16 protein-coding genes are annotated in these 18,760 nt (G+C 62.6%); 13 read left to right on the top strand and 3 right to left on the bottom strand.

Annotated elements, in window-relative coordinates; all coding sequences use genetic code 11:
• Positions 1–30: 30 nt before the first annotated feature.
• The 6 genes from ACFSOZ_RS33650 to ACFSOZ_RS33675 all read left to right on the top strand — a co-directional run bounded on the left by ACFSOZ_RS33650 (position 31) and on the right by ACFSOZ_RS33675 (position 8,207).
• Positions 31–2,583 carry a patatin-like phospholipase family protein gene (locus ACFSOZ_RS33650; protein ID WP_379105326.1) on the top strand — a complete coding sequence of 851 codons (2,553 nt, stop codon included), beginning with the start codon at positions 31–33 and terminating at the stop codon, positions 2,581–2,583.
• 262 nt (positions 2,584–2,845) lie between these two features.
• A complete protein-coding gene (locus ACFSOZ_RS33655) occupies positions 2,846–4,174 on the top strand; it encodes an NAD(P)H-dependent oxidoreductase (protein ID WP_379105328.1) in 1,329 nt (442 codons plus the stop codon).
• Positions 4,175–4,176: 2 nt separating this feature from the next.
• Positions 4,177–5,205 (top strand): thiamine pyrophosphate-dependent dehydrogenase E1 component subunit alpha, encoded by a 1,029-nt coding sequence (locus ACFSOZ_RS33660; protein ID WP_379105330.1) that lies wholly within the window; start codon positions 4,177–4,179, stop codon positions 5,203–5,205.
• Positions 5,205–6,203, top strand: a complete 999-nt coding sequence (locus ACFSOZ_RS33665; protein WP_379105332.1) for an alpha-ketoacid dehydrogenase subunit beta — start codon at positions 5,205–5,207, stop codon at positions 6,201–6,203. Before ACFSOZ_RS33660 ends, ACFSOZ_RS33665 begins: the two co-directional genes overlap by 1 nt.
• A gap of 3 nt (positions 6,204–6,206) precedes the next feature.
• A complete protein-coding gene (locus ACFSOZ_RS33670) occupies positions 6,207–7,574 on the top strand; it encodes a pyruvate dehydrogenase complex dihydrolipoamide acetyltransferase (RefSeq protein WP_379105334.1) in 1,368 nt (455 codons plus the stop codon).
• Between the two features lie 264 nt (positions 7,575–7,838).
• A complete protein-coding gene (locus ACFSOZ_RS33675) occupies positions 7,839–8,207 on the top strand; it encodes a hypothetical protein (RefSeq protein ID WP_379105336.1) in 369 nt (122 codons plus the stop codon).
• A 15-nt stretch (positions 8,208–8,222) separates the two neighbouring features.
• Here ACFSOZ_RS33675 and ACFSOZ_RS33680 read toward each other — a convergent pair whose 3' ends face one another.
• Positions 8,223–9,194 carry a sugar-binding transcriptional regulator gene (locus tag ACFSOZ_RS33680; protein WP_379105338.1) on the bottom strand — a complete coding sequence of 324 codons (972 nt, stop codon included), beginning with the start codon at positions 9,192–9,194 and terminating at the stop codon, positions 8,223–8,225.
• 261 nt (positions 9,195–9,455) lie between these two features.
• Here ACFSOZ_RS33680 and ACFSOZ_RS33685 point away from each other — a divergent pair, with 261 nt between their 5' ends.
• The 6 genes from ACFSOZ_RS33685 to ACFSOZ_RS33710 all read left to right on the top strand — a co-directional run bounded on the left by ACFSOZ_RS33685 (position 9,456) and on the right by ACFSOZ_RS33710 (position 16,682).
• Positions 9,456–10,442, top strand: coding sequence for an ABC transporter substrate-binding protein (locus ACFSOZ_RS33685; RefSeq protein WP_379105339.1), 987 nt, complete (start codon positions 9,456–9,458; stop codon positions 10,440–10,442).
• 96 nt (positions 10,443–10,538) lie between these two features.
• Positions 10,539–12,242, top strand: coding sequence for an ABC transporter permease (locus tag ACFSOZ_RS33690; protein ID WP_379105341.1), 1,704 nt, complete (start codon positions 10,539–10,541; stop codon positions 12,240–12,242).
• On the top strand, positions 12,230–13,309 hold the full coding sequence (locus tag ACFSOZ_RS33695; RefSeq protein WP_379105343.1) for an ABC transporter ATP-binding protein: 1,080 nt from the start codon (positions 12,230–12,232) through the stop codon (positions 13,307–13,309). The genes ACFSOZ_RS33690 and ACFSOZ_RS33695 overlap by 13 nt, the downstream gene beginning before the upstream one ends.
• Positions 13,309–14,475 (top strand): MBL fold metallo-hydrolase, encoded by a 1,167-nt coding sequence (locus tag ACFSOZ_RS33700; protein WP_379105345.1) that lies wholly within the window; start codon positions 13,309–13,311, stop codon positions 14,473–14,475. The genes ACFSOZ_RS33695 and ACFSOZ_RS33700 overlap by 1 nt, the downstream gene beginning before the upstream one ends.
• On the top strand, positions 14,472–15,227 hold the full coding sequence (locus tag ACFSOZ_RS33705; RefSeq protein ID WP_379105347.1) for a 5'/3'-nucleotidase SurE: 756 nt from the start codon (positions 14,472–14,474) through the stop codon (positions 15,225–15,227). The genes ACFSOZ_RS33700 and ACFSOZ_RS33705 overlap by 4 nt, the downstream gene beginning before the upstream one ends.
• A gap of 264 nt (positions 15,228–15,491) precedes the next feature.
• Positions 15,492–16,682, top strand: a complete 1,191-nt coding sequence (locus tag ACFSOZ_RS33710; RefSeq protein ID WP_379105349.1) for a DUF930 domain-containing protein — start codon at positions 15,492–15,494, stop codon at positions 16,680–16,682.
• A 4-nt stretch (positions 16,683–16,686) separates the two neighbouring features.
• On the opposite strand, the gene ACFSOZ_RS33715 is transcribed toward ACFSOZ_RS33710, so the two are convergent.
• On the bottom strand, positions 16,687–17,361 hold the full coding sequence (locus ACFSOZ_RS33715) for an HAD family hydrolase (RefSeq protein ID WP_379105351.1): 675 nt from the start codon (positions 17,359–17,361) through the stop codon (positions 16,687–16,689).
• Between the two features lie 79 nt (positions 17,362–17,440).
• Entirely contained in the window at positions 17,441–18,082 is a 642-nt protein-coding gene (locus ACFSOZ_RS33720; RefSeq protein WP_379105353.1) for a hypothetical protein, read from the bottom strand.
• A 193-nt stretch (positions 18,083–18,275) separates the two neighbouring features.
• Here ACFSOZ_RS33720 and ACFSOZ_RS33725 point away from each other — a divergent pair, with 193 nt between their 5' ends.
• Entirely contained in the window at positions 18,276–18,713 is a 438-nt protein-coding gene (locus ACFSOZ_RS33725) for a transcriptional regulator GutM (protein ID WP_379105355.1), read from the top strand.
• Positions 18,714–18,760: the final 47 nt, after the last annotated feature.

Raw genomic sequence — 18,760 nt, forward strand, 5'->3', positions numbered from 1 at the left:
CGGAAAGTTCCCTTGCCACCCGAGAATGTCATGTCTGGAGACGCTGAAACACTCCCGATTTCGTTCTACGATGTGATGATCGCCGAGGCTTCCGTTGTCAGTCGTCGCCGAGAACTGATCGCCGCCAGACGTGCGTCGGACGAAAAGGGCGGGAAGAGACCGCCGAATGCGCCGTCCGTGGCGGCGAGCCGTGCGGCCCGGGTCCAAGTGGTGACATCGGGGACGGCGGATGAGCGCGGCAACCCTTATCCCAGAACCGAGGCGGAGCGCGACCTGACAGGCCTTGCGTGTTCAGGCGGAGGCGTTCGTTCGGCGGCATTTTGCATGGGCGTTCTGCAGGCGCTGGAGTCCATCACCGAAGAGGACCAGCCGAAGGTGTTCGACAATGTCGATTACCTATCGACGGTTTCCGGAGGCGGCTACATCGGAACGTCGCTGGTCGCCGGGCTGATGCAGACGGACGGTGTTTTTCCGTTCACAAGCACACTCGGCGGCCCGGAGTCCCTCGAGACCCAGCACATTCGGCATTATTCCAACTATCTGGCGCCACATGGATTTATCGACGTCATTGTCGGCCTCGTGGTGCTGCTGCGTGGGCTGCTGGTCAACGCGATGATTTTCCTTGCGGGTCTTGTGACGCTTGCCTGGCTGACCATCCTGATCAACCCGACGGAAGCATCACTGCGGCTGCCCATCTTCGAAAAATTGACCGGGAATTCGCAAAGCGTCTTCTTTTGGTCGATCGTTCTGCTGACTGCATTCGGCATTATCCAGATTGGCTATTCGATAGTTGCTTTTTGGCCTTCGAAGCGGGCTGATCGCATGACCACGCTTGTAGAGCGAGAAACGACCAGCCGGGTTTTTGCATTCGTCTTTATCGTGTGCCTGCTGATCGCCTTCTTCGAGTTTCAGGCTTACGTTCTCGCCGGCCTCTTCGATGCGGCGAACCCACCAAAGGATTGCAAAGCGATTAACTGGGTCGGGTGCGCCTTGATCCATATGCCGAACTCACTGAGCGGGCTCTGGAGTGTCCTTGTCGGCATGTCGGCCGGGCTTGCCGCCTTCGGCAACAAGCTTATCGCCGTCGTGGTTGCCTCGAAGAGCGACAATTCGTGGACCGGAACCGCTAAACATCTGGCTTCCAAGGTCCTGTTGTACTGCCTGTCTGTGGTGGTGCCGATATTCCTGTGGGTGGTTTATCAAAGCCTGTCCTATGCGGGAATTAGCGGTGTCGACGCGGCAGCTGCCGCCGAAAATGCACGCCAGAACTATGCAATAGTGGCCGGCCTGCTTATTGTTTTCTCATTGCTGGTCACGCCAAATGCGAATTCGCTCCACGGCTACTACCGGGACCGTCTGAGCAGGGCATTCCTTTGGCGGCTGGACAAGTTGAGAGACGGCGCCAAGAGCGAACTTGTTGAAAAAAAGCGCGTGCTCGCTCCCTTGAAACGATGGATCAAAGATCGGAAAGCGCGAAAACGGGAGATCGATGTCGACCAGTTCAAATTGACGTCGCTGAAGCCCGGCTCACCAGGAAACTGGGCTGATTCCGTTTGGTTCTCGCCGTATCTGATCATAAACACCACGGTCAATCTGGAGGGGTCGCCCTTTCTCGGCAGGCGCGGTCGCAGTGCCGATGCCTTCTTTCTCAGCCCCCTCTATACCGGCAGCCAGGCTACGGGCTACGTCGCGACGGAGTCAGTCGAGCAGGCCGACCGCAATCTCAATCTCGGCACGGCAATGGCTATCTCGGGAGCGGCGGCATCCGCAAATATGGGGGCGAACACCATCCGCGCCCTGACTTTCAGCTTGGCTGCGCTGAACGTACGCCTGGGGTACTGGCTTCCAAACCCGCGGTTCCTCGGTGACCGGTCGGGCCTGCGGGGATGGCTGGCCCATGTCGCGCCCTGGTACTTTGCCAAGGAAGCGATGGGCAGAGTCGATGAACTGACAAGCAATGTCTACCTGACTGATGGAGGCCATTTCGACAATCTTGGCCTTTATGAGCTGCTGAAAAGGCGCTGCAAGGTTATCGTCGTGGCCGACGCCGAGGCCGACCCGACGCTCGATTTCAACTCGCTCATTCGGGTCGAGCGCTATGCACGAATTGATCTCGGCATTCTGATAGATCTGCCTTGGGCCGAGCTTCGACGCTCGAATGCGCAGGCAACCGAGGAGAAGCTGAACGACAGCCCTACCGATGAGGAGCCGTTCCATGGCCCCCACGTCGCGATCGGTAGAATTGACTATGGAGAAGACGAGCACGGTGTGCTGATCTACATCAAGTCATGCATGAGCGGCGACGAAAGCGACATGATACGCGACTATCGTCGGCGTTACCCGCAATTCCCCCATCAAACGACCTTGGATCAGTTCTTCAATGAAGAGCAGTTCGAGGTCTATCGGGCGCTCGGCTTCCATGCGACGCGTAATTTCTTCATCGGTAAAGATCGTTTTGCCGGCTTAAAGAGCTGCCCGATACAGGATTGGCCAAGCCTCGTGAGAAGGGCGCTGGCGCAGCTCAACGTGCCGCAAGACGCCGTGGAGAAAATAGTGCAACGCCAGCAGGATGCGATGATCTAGGCGATTTGCCGTTGGCGGCTGCGATCCTGGATCAGCGTCGTTCCACACATCGCGAGCCACATATGGCGGCCGCTAGCCGCCGTTGAAGCGGACCGGCCGACTGCATGGGCTGCAGCCCTCCAAGTCTCTTTTTCGACACAACACGTCTTCCGGCAGGCGCCTTAAAAGCATGCGAATTCTGGACATTAGTCTTGACAGAAATACATATGTTCAATACCCGTCAGGCGATTGAACAGCCTGCACTATGGGAGGAACGAGCGGTATGGCTTCCAATGTTTCGTTGACTGGCCTTGCCCGCGATCTCGAGGAGCGCGCCAGATCGGGCAAGCCCATTCGCATCGGCCTGATCGGCTCCGGCGAGATGGGCACCGACATCGTCACCCGGGTCGCGCATATGTCCGGCATCGAGATCGGCGCCATCTCCGAGCTGAACCTGCCCGCCGCCAGCAAGGCAGTCGATATCGCCTTCCAGGAAACCGGCCACGCGCGCGAAGTGTCGAACGCTTCGGCGATGACGGCGGCGATGGAGGCCGGCAAGGTGGCGGTGACCAACGACGCCAGCCTGGTCATCGACAACGATCTCATCGACGTCGTCATCGACGCCACCGGCGTTCCGGCCGTCGGCGCCGAGATTGGGCTGCGCGCCATGGAGCATGGCAAGCATCTGGTGATGATGAATGTCGAAGCCGACGTCACCATCGGTGCCTATCTGAAGAGCGAGGCCGACCGGCTGGGAGTCACCTATTCGCTGGGCGCCGGCGACGAGCCGTCCTCCTGTATGGAGCTGATCGAATTCGTCTCGGCGATGGGTCATCCGATCGTCGCCGCCGGCAAGGGCAAGAACAATCCGCTCAACATCGATGCCACCCCTCCCGATTATGAGGAGGAGGCCAAGCGCCGGCATATGAATGTGCGCATGCTGGTCGAATTCGTCGATGGCTCCAAGACCATGGTCGAGATGGCGGCGATCGCCAACGCCACCGGGCTGGTTCCCGACAAGCCCGGCATGCACGGGCCGGCGGCGACGCTTGGCGAACTGTCCAAGGTCCTGGTGCCGCAAAAGGACGGCGGCGTGCTGTCGAAGGTCGGCGTCGTCGATTACTCGATCGGCAAGGGAGTCGCGCCCGGTGTCTTCGTCGTCGCCGACATGTCGCACCCGCGCATTTCGGAGCGCATGGAAGATCTGAAGATGGGCAAGGGCCCGTACTTCACCTTCCACCGCCCCTATCATTTGACCTCGCTCGAAGTGCCGCTGACCTGCGCCCGCGTCGTGCTCTACGGCAAGGCGGACATGGTGCCGCTGGCCAAGCCGACCGCCGAAGTCTGCGCGGTGGCCAAGAAGGACATGAAGCCGGGCGAGAAGCTCGATGCGATCGGCGAATATTGCTACCGCGCCTGGATCATGACGGCGCCGGAGGCGCGCGCCGCCAAGGCCGTTCCCTGCGGCCTGCTGCAAGGCGGTTCGGTGACCGCGCCGATCAAGAAGGGCGAACTCATCACCTATGCGAATGCCGCTCCCGCGCCGGGCTCCAAAATCGCCGAATTGCGCGCCCGCCAGGACAAGCTCGTCTACGGGTCCGTGGGAGCCTGATCATGGCCGGAGCCAGCAAAGCCGTCGCCGACAGTCGCGCCAACCTGCCCTTCGTCTATCGCCAGTACAGCGCCGAGCAGCTCAGAGAGGTGCTGTACAAGATGTACCTCATCCGCCGCTTCGAAGAGGGCGCGGAGGAGTGCTACACGCGCGGCCTCATCCACGGCACTATGCATCTGTCGATCGGCCAGGAAGCCAGCGCCATGGGCATCTGCATGCCGCTTGCCGAAGATGATCAGATCACCTCGACGCATCGCGGCCATGGCCACTGCATTGCCAAGGGCGCCGAGGTCAAGCGCATGTTCGCCGAGTTCTTCGGCAAGACCACCGGTTATTGCAAGGGCCGTGGCGGCTCGATGCACATTGCCGATGTCGGCAAGGGCAATCTCGGCGCCAATGGCATCGTCGGCGGCGGCATCCCGATCGCCGTCGGGGCGGCACTGTCCTCCAAGATGATGAAGACCGGCAAGGTCGTGGTGTCGTTCTTCGGCGACGGCGCCAACAATGAAGGCGCCTTCCACGAAGCGCTGAACATGGCGGCGATCTGGAAGCTGCCGGTGATCTTCGTCTGCGAGAACAACGGCTACGGCATGTCGACATCGACGGCCCGATCGACCGCCGTCAAGAACATCGCCGAACGCGCCGCCGCCTATTCGATGCCGGGCGTCATCGTCAACGGCAACATCTTCTCCGAGGTCGCCGAGGCATCGCACCAGGCTGTCGAGCGAGCCCGCGCGGGCGAAGGGCCGACGCTGATCGAATCCAAGACCTATCGCCATCGCGGTCATTCCAAGAGCGATCGCAACCGCTACCGCACCAAGGAGGAGATCGAGGACTGGATGTCGAACCGCGATCCGATCACCCTGTTCGAAAGCGAGCTGCGCGAATTCGGCTTCATCGACGACAAGGGCATCGAGGCCATTCGCGGTGCGGTGGCGCAAGAGATCGCCGACGGAATCGAGTTCGCCAAGGCGAGCCCGTCTCCGGACGTCCGCGACACCGGCAATTATGTCTACACGGAGCAGGCTTGATGGACGCGATGGTGCGTGAACTGAGTTACGCCCAGGCGATCCAGGAAGCCATGGCGATCGCCATGGACATGGACGAACGCGTCTTCCTGATGGGCGAGGATATCGGTGTCTATGGCGGCGCCTTCCAGGTCACCGGCGATCTGGTCGATCGTTTCGGCTCCGAGCGGGTCATCGACACGCCGATTTCAGAATTGGGTGGCGCTGGCGTGGCGGTCGGTGCCGCCCTCACCGGCATGCGGCCGATCTTCGAGTTCCAGTTTTCCGACTTCGCCACGCTGGCGATGGAGCAGATCGTCAACCAGGCGGCCAAGATGCGCTTCATGCTCGGCGGCGAGGTTTCGGTTCCCGTGGTGATGCGCTTTCCGGCCGGATCCGGCACTGGTGCCGCCGCACAGCACAGCCAGAGCCTCGAGGCCTGGCTCGGCCATGTGCCTGGCTTGAAGGTCATCCAGCCGGCGACGCCATACGATGCCAAGGGCATGCTGCTGGCGGCGGTCGCCGATCCCGATCCGGTGATGATCTTCGAACACAAGCTGCTCTACAAAATGAAGGGGCCGGTGCCCGAAGGCTATTACACGGTGCCGATCGGCAAGGCCGACATCCGCCGCGAGGGCCGCGACCTGACCATCGTCGCCACCTCGATCATGGTGCACAAGTCGCTCGATGCCGCGGCCGTGCTGGAAGCCGAAGGCATTGACATCGAAGTCGTCGATCTCAGGACGATCCGGCCGATGGACAAGCAGACCGTCATCGACAGCGTCAAGAAGACGTCGCGGCTGATGTGCGTCTACGAAGCGGTCAAGACGCTGGGCATCGGCGCCGAGGTCAGCGCGATGATCGCCGAGAGCGAGGCGTTCGATTATCTCGATGCGCCGATCGTGCGGCTGGGCGGCGCCGAGACGCCGATCCCCTACAATCCGGAGCTGGAAAAGGCTGCTGTGCCGCAGGTTCCCGACATCATCGCGGCCGCGCGCGACCTCGTGAAAGGGGTTCGCTGAGCGATGCCGACCGAAGTCATTCTTCCCAAGGTCGACATGGACATGGCGACCGGACAGATCTCGCGCTGGTTTGCCGAGGAAGGCGCCAGGGTCAAGAAGGGCGACGTGCTGTTCGAGATCGAGACCGACAAGGCGGCGATGGAGATCGATGCGCCGGCCAGCGGCGTCTTGCGCGATGTCACCGGCAAGGAGGGGGTCGATATCGCGGTCGGCGCGGCGGTTGCCTGGATCTATGCCGACGATGAGGCCTATGGGGACAAGGCGGAACAAGGCAAGGCGCCAAGCTCCCCACCCGTGGGGGAGATGTCGACAAAGTTGACAGAGGGGCGCGCCGTCCCGCCTGCGTCTCAGCCTGTCTCGCCCCCCTCTGCCCTGCCGGGCATCTCCCCCACACGGGAGGAGATCGGCCAATCGCCGTCAGTTGCCCGCGCAACGCCTTTGGCTCGCCGTCTTGCCCGTGAAGCGGGTCTTGCGCTTTCTGATGTTGCAGGCACCGGTCCGCACGGCCGCGTGGTGAAGGCCGATGTCGATGCGGCGATTGCCGGTGGCGGCGCCAAGCCTGCCGCCAAGGCGGCACCTGCCGGGGCTCCGGCTGCTGCTCCCGCCGCGCCGGTGAAGGCGATGTCGGACGATCAGGTGCTGAAACTGTTCGAGCAAGGCTCCTACGAACTGGTCCCGCATGACAACATGCGCAAGACCATCGCGCGCCGCCTGGTCGAGGCCAAGACCACCATCCCGCATTTCTACCTGACGCTCGATTGCGAACTCGATGCGCTGTTGGCATTGCGCACGCAGATCAACGCCGCAGCCCCCGTGAAGAAGACCGACAAGGGCGATGCACCAGCCTACAAGCTGTCGGTCAACGACATGGTCATCAAGGCGATGGCGCTGGCGCTGAAGGCGGTGCCGGATGCCAATGCCTCATGGACCGAAAGCGCCATGGTCAAGCACAAGCATGCCGATGTCGGCGTTGCCGTGTCGATCCCGGGTGGCCTGATCACGCCGATCATCCGCAAGGCGGACGAAAAGACGCTGTCCACGATCTCCAACGAGATGAAGGACCTGGCCAGCCGGGCGCGCAGCCGCAAGCTGAAGCCGGAAGAGTATCAGGGCGGCACCACGGCGGTGTCGAACCTCGGCATGTTCGGCATCAAGGACTTTGCCGCCGTCATCAACCCGCCGCATGCGACAATCCTGGCGGTCGGCGCCGGTGAGGAGCGGGCGGTGGTGAAGAATGGCGAGATCAAAATAGCCACCGTGATGTCGGTGACGCTGTCGACCGACCATCGCGCCGTCGACGGGGCGCTGGGTGCCGAACTGCTTGTCGCCTTCAAGCGGCTGATCGAGAACCCGATGGGCATGCTTGTGTAGGGTCTGCTGATATTCAGGTGAGGCCGGCACCTGCGAATGGCGGTCTTCTGCGCTTCCGGTGCTTACGCACCCGAAAGTACGCTGCGCTTCGGTTCTCGAAGACAACCATTCTCGACTCGGCCTGACCTCAATCTCAACACGCCCTCGGGCGTGGCGACATAAGGCAAGGCCGCCCTGCGAAGCCGGCTTATATCAGAAACGACTTGTCAGGCGCCAACCCCTGACCCATGTTGTAAGTGGATTTCGATCCAAAGGGAGGCCAGCATGCCCGCATTCGACCCATCGGACGTCAAAACCTTGTTCAGCAAGGTGATGGGCGCGTCGCCGTCCGACATCAAGCTGGTGGCGCAGCGCCTGCACGATCACGCTTTCGAGCCGCGCATGTCGGCGGAGGAAACCAAGCAACTGGTCGTGAGCCTCGGCTATGGCAGTCTGGACGCGTTCTGCGCCGACATCGGCCTGCCGGTGCATATCGCCGAGCGGTGGAGCCGTTTTGGTGTTTCCGGCGAGATGAAACAGGTGTTCACGCTGCTGGCGGCCCAGCGCAAACGGGTGGCTGAAGCCGTGGCCGAATTCGAATCCATGACCCATGTCGGCGTCGAGGATTTTCTGCGCGAGCGTGGGCTTATCTAGCTACAGCGCCGAGTTTCAACCGCCCCTCGCCAGCAGTGCCGCGGCCGTGTCGCTGTCGGTGATCAGCACATTGGTGCTGACGGCTTTCAGCGCGGCGAGGATCGCCGGAACCTTGCGCTTGCCGCCAGCGGCAAGAACGACGTTCGGCACCTGGCCGACCACATCGAGATCGATGGCCATGACGCGACCGTTGACCTCGTGGTCGACCAGTCTGCCTGCGGCGTCGACGAAATAGCACAGGATGTTGGCGACCGCGCCCTTCGCCTTCAGCGAAGCGATCAGCGACGACGGCACGATGCCGTGCCGGAATATGGTGGCGTCGGGCGACATGTCGCCGACGGTCAGCAGCGCGATGTCGGCGGCGGCAGCGCGCTGGCGCACGTCCTGCAGGGTCGGCTGCGCCCACAAGAGATCGCGAAGCGAGGGGTCGTCGACCGTCACCGGCGCGGTGATCTGGTAGTTGTCGACTTCGAAAACATCGGCGACCTTGGCGGCGACGATCGACGGGTTGATCCATTGCGAGTGCGGCAGGCTGCCGACGAGCGCCACCACCGAGGCGCGCTTCAATTGCCGGCGGGCGAGGAAGCCGAGGCTCGCATGCAGCGTCGCACCACCGCCGATGGCCAACGTCATGCCATCCCGCATCTGCTCGCCGAGATAAGCCGCGACGGCATGGCCGATCGCCTTTTCCAGATGATCGTGCGCCGAGGGCGTCGGGATGACGACGGCGGCGTTGAGGCCCCAACGCTTTTCGAGCGCGCGCTCGAGGGCCACCTGCTCGGCGGTCGGCGCATTGATCATGGTGACGACAATGCCCTCGGCGGTGCAAGCGGCAAGGGTGCGCATCACCTTTACCCGGCTGACATCGAGCTTTTCGGCGATCTGCTCCTGCGTGAAGCCTTCGACATAGTAGAGCCAGGCCGTCTTGACGTTGAGGTCAGACGACACCATCGGCAGGCGAGCCGGTCTGGGTTTTTCCGTGCGCATCGGTCCTCGTCCTCATGAGCCATCACCTGGCCGCATTGTCCTCATCGGAGGAACGCCGGCCGGATGTCAACTGATGCCGGTCCGCCGGCCCGTCGATCGTCGCACAATTCTGTTCATTTGTAATTGACATTGTACATATGAACATATTTTGTGGGTTTCACGCGCTGTGTCATCCACCAGTCATATGCGCCGTGCAGGGAGGAAGAGACGGGAACTGGCCAGGGGCCAGACCGGTCGTGCACAGACAAGACAGGAGGTCTCATGAAGACGCTATTCATCAAGCTGCTGGCCAGCCAGCTCGCGCTCGCGGCAACTTTGTTTGCCGGCGTGGCCGGCGCCGAAACACTGACGCTCTATACATCCCAGCCGGAAGCCGATGCCGCCAAGACCGTGGATGCCTTCAAGAAGGCGCAGCCCGGTATCGACGTGACCATCTACCGCTCCGGAACGAGCGACATCCTGACCAAGATGGCAGCCGAATTCGCCGCCGGCAGTCCGCAGCCCGATGTGCTGTTGATCGCCGACGCGGTCAGCATGGAGCTGTTGAAGAAGGACAACCGGCTGCTGCCTTATCCCGAGGCGAAGCTCGACGGCATCGAGGCGGATGCCTATGACGCCGACAAGACCTATTTCGGCAGCAAGCTCATCACCACCGGCATCGTCTACAACACGGCGGCCGCCGAAAAGCCGCAGCATTGGGCCGATCTCGCCAAGCCGGCCTATGCCGATGGCCTGGTCATGCCGAGCCCGCTCTATTCGGGCGCTGCCGCCTACCTGCTTTCGGGCTTCGTCGGCGATGCCACCTATGGCTGGGATTTCTTCCAGAAGCTGAAGACCAACAACACCGTCAGCGTGCGTGGCAATGGGGCGGTGCTGAAGTCGGTGGCGAGCGGCGAGAAGCCCTATGGCATCCTGGTCGACTTCATGGCGATGAACGCCAAGAAGAAGGGCTCACCGGTCGAGTTCGTGTTCCCTAGCGAAGGCGTGCCGGCGGTGACTGAACCGGTCGCCATCATGAAGACGGCCAAGAATGTCGATGGCGCCAAGAAGTTCGTCGACTTCATTCTTTCAGACGAAGGCCAGAAGCTGGCGCTGTCCATGGGCTACCTGCCGGCGCGCGCCTCGGTCGGTCGCCCCGAATGGATGCCGGAAGGCGTCAAGGTCAAGGTGATGCCATTCGACACCAAGGCAATCGTCGCCAAGACCGACGCCGACAAGGCGAAGTTCTCGGAACTGTTCGGCGGCTGAGCCCGACAATCGCGGCGGTATGCCGTCTCGACGGCATACCGGACCGCTTCGGGCGAACCCGACCGCATCGACCGATCGATCCCAGGGAAAGCAATCATGTCACCAAGGATCAGGGAAAGTCGGGGCCAGGAAATGGCCCTGACGGCGGCGGTGGCCGTGGTCATCGTCCTGCTTTCAGTGCTGCCGATGCTGCGTCTCATCAAGGAGATCGTCGCACCCGGCGGCACCTTGTCCAGCGTGGCGATAGAGGCCGGATTGAGAAACCCGGCAACCTGGATCGCGACCTGGCACACGCTGGTCGTCGGCACCGGCGGCACCATGCTTGCGGTGCTGTCGGGAACGCTGGTGGCTGTCCTCGTCACGCTGACCGACATTCGTGGCCGCAGCGCCCTCGTGCTTTGCTATGTCATGCCGCTGATGATCGCGCCGCAGGTGACGGCGCTGGCCTGGCTGCAACTGTTCGGCCCTGCAAGTCCGTTCCTCAAGCTGTTCGGCGCAGCACCGCCGCTCGGCACCAAAAACCCGCTCTATTCCACCTCGGGCATCATCCTGCTGCTCGGCGTGCAGTACGGCCCGCTGGTCTTCCTGCTGGTGCGCGCCGGCCTACGCAAGCTGCCGCGCGAGCTGGTCGAGGCGGCGCGGGCCGGCGGCGCCGGCTGGTTCACCGTGCTGATCACCATCGTGCTGCCGCTGATGACGCCGTCGATCATGGCAGCCGCTGCACTCGCTTTCGTGTCCTGTGTCGGCAATTTTGGCATTCCCGCCTTTCTTGGCATTCCCGCCAATTATCTCGTGCTGCCGACGCTGATCTACCAGCGGCTGGCCGGCGGCGGCCCGGCGGTGCTCGGCGAAACCGCGTTCCTGTCGGTGCTGATCGGCGTCATCGCCATGGCTGGTATTCTCGTCCAGGAGATCATGAGCCGCCGCCGCGACTATCGCATCAGCTCCACCTCGCTAGCGGCTGAACCCTACGAGCTCGGCCGCTGGCGGCCTGCCGTCCAGGCCGCCATGTGGCTGCTGATCGTGGCTGTGCTGTTCCTGCCGCTGTTCGGACTGGTGCTGACGTCGCTGGTGCCGGGCTACGGCATCGCACTCAATGCCAGGACGGCAACGCTCGACAATTATCGCTTCGTGCTGTTCGAGCATGATGCGGCCAGCCGCGCCTTCTTCAACAGTTTCTGGCTGTCGATCGCGGCTGCCGTCTTCGCGGTCCTGGTCGCCGTGCCGATCGGCTACCTCATTGCCTGGGGCAAACAGCGCTGGGTGCGGCTGCTCAACCTGTCGGTCGAACTGCCCTACGCCTTGCCTGGCGTGGTGCTGGCGATCGCCTCGCTGCTGCTGTTCCTGCGGCCGATCCCGCTGACCGGCATCCAGCTCTACAACACGGTCTGGATCATTCTTTACGCCTATCTCGCCCGCTTCCTGGTGCTGGCGCTGCGGCCGACCATCAGCGGCTATCACCAGATCGACAGGGCGCTGGAGGAAGCAGCCCAGGTGGCGGGCGCCGGGCTGTTCACGCGCATGCGCACGATCATCTTTCCGCTCGTGGCACCGGCGGCGATCGCCGGCGGCTTGCTGATCTTCATGACGGCGCTCAGCGAGCTCACGGTTTCGGCGCTGTTGTGGTCATCGGGGTCGGAAACGATCGGCGTGGTGATGTTTTCCTTCGAGCAGGGCGGCGATTCCAACTACGCGGCAGCGATGTCCGTCATCACCGTGGCAGTCACCTTCGTGCTGATGCTGGTAACCAATCTGCTTGCCCCTCATCTTCCCAGCGGAGTGCTGCCATGGCGCGATTGACCCTGGACCACGTGACCAAGAGTTTTGCCGACTTCGACGCGGTCAAGGATGTGTCGATCGATGTCGGCGACGGCGAGTTCCTGGCGGTCCTCGGGCCCTCCGGTTGCGGCAAGACGACGTTGCTGCGCCTCGTAGCCGGATTCGAGAAGGTGACATCCGGCGAGATTCGCATCGGCAGCGATGTCGTGTCGGGCAAGGGCGGCAGCGTTGCGCCGGAGAAGCGGCGCGTCGGCATCGTCTTCCAGAACTATGCGCTGTGGCCGCACATGACGGTCGCCGAGAACATCGGCTATTCGCTGAAGGTGGCGAAGCTGGACAAGGCGGTCGCGCGCCGGAAGGTCGAAGATGCGCTCGCTTTGGTCAATCTGCAGGGATTGGGCGACCGCAGGCCGGCTAATCTGTCTGGCGGCCAGCGCCAGCGCGTGGCGCTGGCCCGCTGCCTGGTGGCCGCGCCCTCGCTTGTCCTGTTCGACGAGCCGCTCGCCAATCTCGATGTGCATCTGAGGGCCTCGATGGAGGATGAGTTCGCCGCCTTTCACAAACGCACGGGTACGACCATCGTCTACATCACCCATGATCAGGCCGAAGCGATGGCGCTCGCTGACCGCATTGCCGTGATGGACGGCGGGCGTCTGGCCCAGCTGGCGACGCCGCGCGAACTCTATCATGAGCCGGCAAACGAAATGGTGGCGTCCTTCATTTCGCAAGGCATCCTGCTTCCCGCCGACGTGCTGAGCGCGGAGCAGGCCGGTCACTGCAAGGTCCGGGTGCTCGGCACCGAGCTGGTCGTCCGCTGCCGGGCGGGCGAACGGCCGCGCGCCGGCGCAAAAATCTGCTGCCGGGCATCCGATCTCGACGTGTCGCCGGATGGTCCTGGCTTCGACGGCCTCGTCAAGCGGGTGATCTACCAAGGCGGCGCGGCGCGCATCGAATTTACGCCTGTCGCCGGCGCGGATCTCATCTTGCATTTCGAACAGCCCGATCCGGTGGTGCTGGAGAGCGGCGCACAGGCGCGGCTGCGGATAAGGTCCGGCTGGCTCATCCCGGCGGCAGGGGGAGCATGGTGATGATGCTCGACCTGCTCGGTGGCTTTGGGGAAAAGGGCCGCACCAGTCTCACTGTCAGCAGCGGAAACGACCGCATCCTGCTCGACGTCGGCATCAAGGTTGGCGCGTCTGGCGCCGAGTACTATCCGGCTCTCGACGGTCTGGTCGCCGACATCGACGCGCTGTTTGTCTCGCATGCGCACGAGGATCATGTCGGCGCACTGAGTTGGCTGTTGTCGCAAGGGTATGCCGGTCCGATTTTCATGACGGTCGAGACCCGCAACGAGGCTCCGGCCACACTCGCCGGCTATGCCGAGCCCGGGGATCTGCAGCGGTTTCCCTTTCCCAGCGATCGCATCGAACTCTTTGAGCCCGGCGATACGCTGAAGAGCGGCAATCTCACGATCCGGACGGGGCGGTCGGGACATGTCGTCGGCGGTGTCTGGTTTGTCGTCGACGACGGCGAGTGCCGCGTCGCCTATTCGGGCGACGTGGTGCCGGACAGCAACGTGTTCGTCATGGACACGATCCCGCACTGCGATCTGCTTGTTCTCGACGCTTCCTATGGTGCCGATCCGGTGCCGGGGGCGACGCGCGCGCGTGCAATTTCGGAGTGGGTGACCAGACATTCAGACGGATGCCTTTTGCCGACGCCACTGTCGGGCCGATCGCTGGAATTGATTGCGGCGTTGCCGGGGCCGTTTGCCATTCATGCCGGGATGCGTTCATCGCTCCAGGCGCAGATCGGTGCTACCGCAGCCTTGTTGCCCGGTGTTTCAGACTTCTTGCTTGGCCGCTTGCGAGGCGCGGCGGACTGGGCCGATGCCGACCCGTTGCCGTCAATGCCTTTGCTGGCGGACGACGGCATGGGTGAGGCCGGTCCCTCGTCGCGGTTGCTGCCGCGCGCAGAAGAGGCCGGTTTTCCGGTGCTGCTCACCGGGCATCTGCCATCAGGCTCCCCGGGCGATGTCCTGCACAAGGCCGGTCGGGCCGACTGGGTGCGCATGCCCACCCATCCAACGCTGTCGGGCAATGTCGATATTTGGGAGAAGGCTGGGCGCCCTGCAGCGCTCGGTCATTCCTGTGCGGCGGATCTCCTTGGCGACCTACAAAACCACATCCCGTCGCTGCGCGCACAATGCCGCACCGGCCAGCGCGTCACTGTGCCGGAGGCAAGAAAAAGATGAGAATCCTGATCTGCAACGACGACGGCATCGAAGCGCCGGGGCTTGCCCGGCTCGTCACTGCCGCAAACGGATTGAGCGACGATGTCTGGGTGGTCGCACCCGATGGCAAACGCACCGCCGCCGGCTCGTCACTGACGATCGCCAAGCCGTTGACGATGCGGCGCACCAGGCCTGGCTGGTATTCCTGTTCCGGTACTCCGGCCGATTGCGTGGTGAGCGCGATGACGTGGCTGTTTGCCGATGCAAAGACGCCGGACCTCGTGCTGTCGGGGGTCAATGACGGTCGCAACGTTGCCGAGGACCTTGCCTATTCCGGGACGCTCGGCATTGCCCGGGAAGCGACCTTCTGGGGCGTGCCTGCCATCGGCTTCTCGCGCGTGAAAAATCCGGATTTTGCCGATGCCGATGACCAGTGGCTGGGTGCGCTGATCGCCTCGCTTTGGCAATCGCGTGCCGACTGGGCAACCGAGGGCCATTGGCTGAGCATCAACCTGCCGGCCTCGCTGCCGGCTGAACTCCGGCAGCCGCGCATCGGCCGCGACAAGATCGGCCGCAAGGCCGAGATCGTGGAAAGCGATGGCGAGCGAACCGTCATCACCGTCCCGCGCGGCCGCGACCATGCCAGCCAGCCGGGCGACGAAAACGGGGCCATCGATGCCGGCTTCGTGAGTATCAACCGGCTGAACTGGTTTGGCGAAACGCGGCTGGACGACCGGTTTCTGGACAGGATCCTGCGCCAGCGGCAAAGCTAGCTGATCACAGGTCTTGATGGAATCGGATCGTGGAACGCTTGCACCGTTGTGTCCGATTTCGTCAAAAGATGTCCCCCCGAGGTCGTAGATACCGAGTCGTCGCGAATGTCGGACGGGACAGGTGCTCGTGGAGTCGCGCCAACGCCTCGGTGGTGCGGCCCCTGCGCGTAGTCATGCAAATCATCATCCTCTCCCGCGGTTAAAATTGCGCCAATTCAGTGCCTATGCTTGAAGCCGCCGCTATTTCATTCCACATCGGTCAGGATGAAGGACGAGGAACGAGAACGGCGTCGGAATTTGCTGTGGGGCTTGCCCGCCTCGCTGATCCTGCATGCGCTCATCGTCGCGCTCGTGGTCTACAGCCTGCCGAGGCCTCCCCAACAGCCGCAGCAGGAGCAAACGGTAAATGTCGCGCTCGCGCCTCCGCCCGCTCAGCCAAAACCGAAGCCTGCTCCTGCACCGCCTCCAAAGGATCGCAAAGCCGAAAAGCCACCTGAACCGAAGGTTGAAAAACCGCCCGAGCAGAACGTCGAAAAGCCGCAACCAGCGGAAAAGCAGCTGCGCAAGCCCCCGCCAATCGAGGTTCTGAAGCCTGTTTTTCAGTTCGGCGACAAGGATACCGGCCCCAGGAAATCCCTGGATGGGGCCAGCGCTCAAGACAACTCACCCTCGCCGGCCAAGGATGACGCTTCGAAGCCGCCTGTCGTGCCGAAGCCTGCAGAAAACCAACCTGCAGCGCCGGCAGATTCCGATCAGCCGCCAGATTCAACCAAGGCCGCCGAGAAACCGGTAATCGCGACGAAGGACGCTGAGCCCGCTCAGGAGAAGCAGGCAACGTCAACCCAGGAACTGGACAAACAGCAGGCAGACAAACAAGAGGCAGGAGCGCGAGACGCCGAAAAGCAAACAGAAGCGGCACCAACGCCGTTGGCTGCCGACGGCGGCGACGGTGAGATCGAGCTTCCCATGTCGGCCGAAACGCCGAAGCCCAAACCCGCAAATGCGCCGAAGCCTGGCCCTTCAAAGGTCTCGAAGTCCGGAAGCGAGAGCGCCAAGAGGCCAAGTTCCACCGCCGCCACCGCTGATGCATCGCGGGTTTATTCGGGCCTTCCGGGTGTTCGCAAGCTCAACTCGCAGAGCGCTACTGGCGATGTGTTGGCCACGACCTCGATGAGCGGCGTGCCTCGCGATCAGCGCGCTGGCAAACTTTGCGCCAGCGTGTTGCAACAGCAACTGCTGGACGCCTCTTATCTTCCCGTCTTGTTGCCATTTGTTCGGCTGAAGGCGGGCAACATCCTTGACGCCCCGGATGTCGCATTCCGCACAACGACAGGATGGTACCATCTGAGCTTCCGGTGCGAGGTCGACACTGATGCGACGAGGGTCTCGTCCTTCGCCTACCGTGTCGGAACTGTGGTTTCGCCCGAAGAAGCGGCTCGCTTTGGACTTCGCTGATAAACTAGGCGGGGACACCGAGCCTGGACAATTGCCGGCTAACGTCATGCCAGTCAGCGCAGACGAAATCGGCACCGGCCGCTGTCAGCCGCGCGCTATGCTCCGCATAGGTATGGCCACCGCCGGTGTAGCCGATCGCCGTCATGCCGGCGGCAACCGCGCCCTGGATGCCGAAGGGTGAATCCTCGATGACAATGCAATCGGCAGGGTTGGCGTCCATCTTGTCGGCGGCGAACAGGAAGATGTCCGGCGCCGGCTTGCCGTTCTTGACCATCGAGGAGCTGTAGATCGCGTCGCCGAAGTACCCCGCCAGCCCGGTGACGGCCAGGCTGTGGTTTATGCGCTCGACGGAAGATGACGAGGCGACGCAGCGGTCGCCCGCAAGCGTCTGCAGAAATGCGGTGATGCCGGGTGTCGGCTTCAACTCCTGGGAAAACAGGATCTTGGTCTCGGCCCAGATGTCGCCGTCTGATGCTGCCGGAAACTGGTGGCCGGTCAATTCCCTGATCTTGGCGATGATATCGGCCTGCTTCATGCCGATGCACTGGGCGATGATGCTGGTGTTGACGCCAGGCATGCCGTGCTTGTCATAGACGCGTTCATAGGCCTGGGCGGCCAGCGGCTCGCTGTCGACAAGAACGCCGTCGCAATCGAAAATGATAGGCCTTGGTCGCGCCACGCGCTTCTCCCCCGAGTCGATTTCGCACATCGCTATCGGCAAAAAGTCAAATGTTCAATAGTGCGCGTCGAGGCCGTGCTCATAGCTGGCGGATGGCATCGCTCGCACGCGAGGATCCGAGCGCCCTTTGCATGGCTTGCCGGGACTGGGCGCGATCGGGCGTGATCCAGTTCGGCTCGGCGCCGAGAAAGCGGTCGAGGAAAGCCACCGCATAGGCAGGCATCTCGGTCACGTTCTCGCGATAGGACCACCATGTGCGCAGGTCGTCGGCGCATTTGTCGATGCTCGGCGCGCTGCCGAATTCCTGCTCGTGGATCGCCGAAATCACGGAGACGCAGTAGTTGGTGTAGAGGAATCCTTCCGGCCAGAAGCGGATGATTTCCAGCGTGCCGGCATTCTTATCCGTCTCGATGAGCTGGGTGAGGCCGGAGATCTCCCTGGCCGGCGCCTGCTTGATCATCTCACGCAAAACGAGGCCGGCGGCAAAGACGATGAAGTCGGCGCGGTCGATCGCGGCGAAGCGTTTCTGCGCCTCCATGATCTCGACCCAGTCGAGAAAGGCCCTGGTGAGCTTGGCTTCGTCGATTTCAAAGCGCACGCCGAATGTGTCCGAGACCACCTTGGCGCTGCCGCGAAAGGTGGCGCGGAACCAGCGCAACTGCCGCAACCGGTGGCGAAGGTCGGGCATCAGGGCCAGTTCGTCCCTAAAGGGGAGATCCATGTTCCGCATATCCTGTTCCCGGTCAGGCTAGCACAACGGCGCCGCCACCGAAATCGGTTGACGGCCTGTGGATGACCGTGGCCAAGGCTAATATCATACATATTGACATTCTCGGAAACAAATGTTCTCACTTTGCTGTTGTCACGCGCCGGTCCAAGGTGCGGTTCAACACAGGCTTCGGGAGGAGAACCGAATGGCGATTTGGCAGTGGGGACTGCTTCTTCTGGTTATTGTGTGGGCGCTTCAGTCGCTCGGCGTCTGGCTGCAGATGCGGCACTATTCGGATGTCTTCAGGGGCGTCACCGACCAATACAAGGACGGCTTCGTCGGAGCCGGCAATTTTCGCGGTCGATTGGCCAAGGGTACCATCGCGCTCGTCGTGGTGACGCCTGATCTGGTCGTGCGCCGCCTGATGGTGATGAGCGGACGCTCTGTCTTCACCAAGTTCAAAAGACATGAAGAATTCGAGGGCGTTCCCCTCGATCGACTCCGGTCCAACCCTGCAGTCATGGGGGAGGGGGAACCCGGTGTGGCCGAGGCCGTGAAGCGGGCGATCGAACAGATCGACAAAACACGGTCGGAGCCGGGGAAGAAGCCGGGTCTGTCCGGTTTGAACGTAGCAAGGGCCTAGAGGACGCCGCGCACCGACTGGGATCAACCGGCGGGCGGCATAAGGAG

Origin of the sequence: Mesorhizobium newzealandense (genome assembly GCF_042682145.1) — a bacterium.
GTDB lineage: Bacteria > Pseudomonadota > Alphaproteobacteria > Rhizobiales > Rhizobiaceae > Mesorhizobium > Mesorhizobium newzealandense.

Coding starts and splice junctions, on each gene's coding strand:
- ACFSOZ_RS33650 (WP_379105326.1), top strand. CDS start 31: ATGTCTGGAGACGCTGAAACACTCCCGATTTCGTTCTACGATGTGATG.
- ACFSOZ_RS33655 (WP_379105328.1), top strand. CDS start 2,846: ATGGCTTCCAATGTTTCGTTGACTGGCCTTGCCCGCGATCTCGAGGAG.
- ACFSOZ_RS33660 (WP_379105330.1), top strand. CDS start 4,177: ATGGCCGGAGCCAGCAAAGCCGTCGCCGACAGTCGCGCCAACCTGCCC.
- ACFSOZ_RS33665 (WP_379105332.1), top strand. CDS start 5,205: ATGGACGCGATGGTGCGTGAACTGAGTTACGCCCAGGCGATCCAGGAA.
- ACFSOZ_RS33670 (WP_379105334.1), top strand. CDS start 6,207: ATGCCGACCGAAGTCATTCTTCCCAAGGTCGACATGGACATGGCGACC.
- ACFSOZ_RS33675 (WP_379105336.1), top strand. CDS start 7,839: ATGCCCGCATTCGACCCATCGGACGTCAAAACCTTGTTCAGCAAGGTG.
- ACFSOZ_RS33680 (WP_379105338.1), bottom strand. CDS start 9,194: ATGCGCACGGAAAAACCCAGACCGGCTCGCCTGCCGATGGTGTCGTCT.
- ACFSOZ_RS33685 (WP_379105339.1), top strand. CDS start 9,456: ATGAAGACGCTATTCATCAAGCTGCTGGCCAGCCAGCTCGCGCTCGCG.
- ACFSOZ_RS33690 (WP_379105341.1), top strand. CDS start 10,539: ATGTCACCAAGGATCAGGGAAAGTCGGGGCCAGGAAATGGCCCTGACG.
- ACFSOZ_RS33695 (WP_379105343.1), top strand. CDS start 12,230: ATGGCGCGATTGACCCTGGACCACGTGACCAAGAGTTTTGCCGACTTC.
- ACFSOZ_RS33700 (WP_379105345.1), top strand. CDS start 13,309: ATGATGCTCGACCTGCTCGGTGGCTTTGGGGAAAAGGGCCGCACCAGT.
- ACFSOZ_RS33705 (WP_379105347.1), top strand. CDS start 14,472: ATGAGAATCCTGATCTGCAACGACGACGGCATCGAAGCGCCGGGGCTT.
- ACFSOZ_RS33710 (WP_379105349.1), top strand. CDS start 15,492: ATGAAGGACGAGGAACGAGAACGGCGTCGGAATTTGCTGTGGGGCTTG.
- ACFSOZ_RS33720 (WP_379105353.1), bottom strand. CDS start 18,082: ATGGATCTCCCCTTTAGGGACGAACTGGCCCTGATGCCCGACCTTCGC.
- ACFSOZ_RS33725 (WP_379105355.1), top strand. CDS start 18,276: ATGGCGATTTGGCAGTGGGGACTGCTTCTTCTGGTTATTGTGTGGGCG.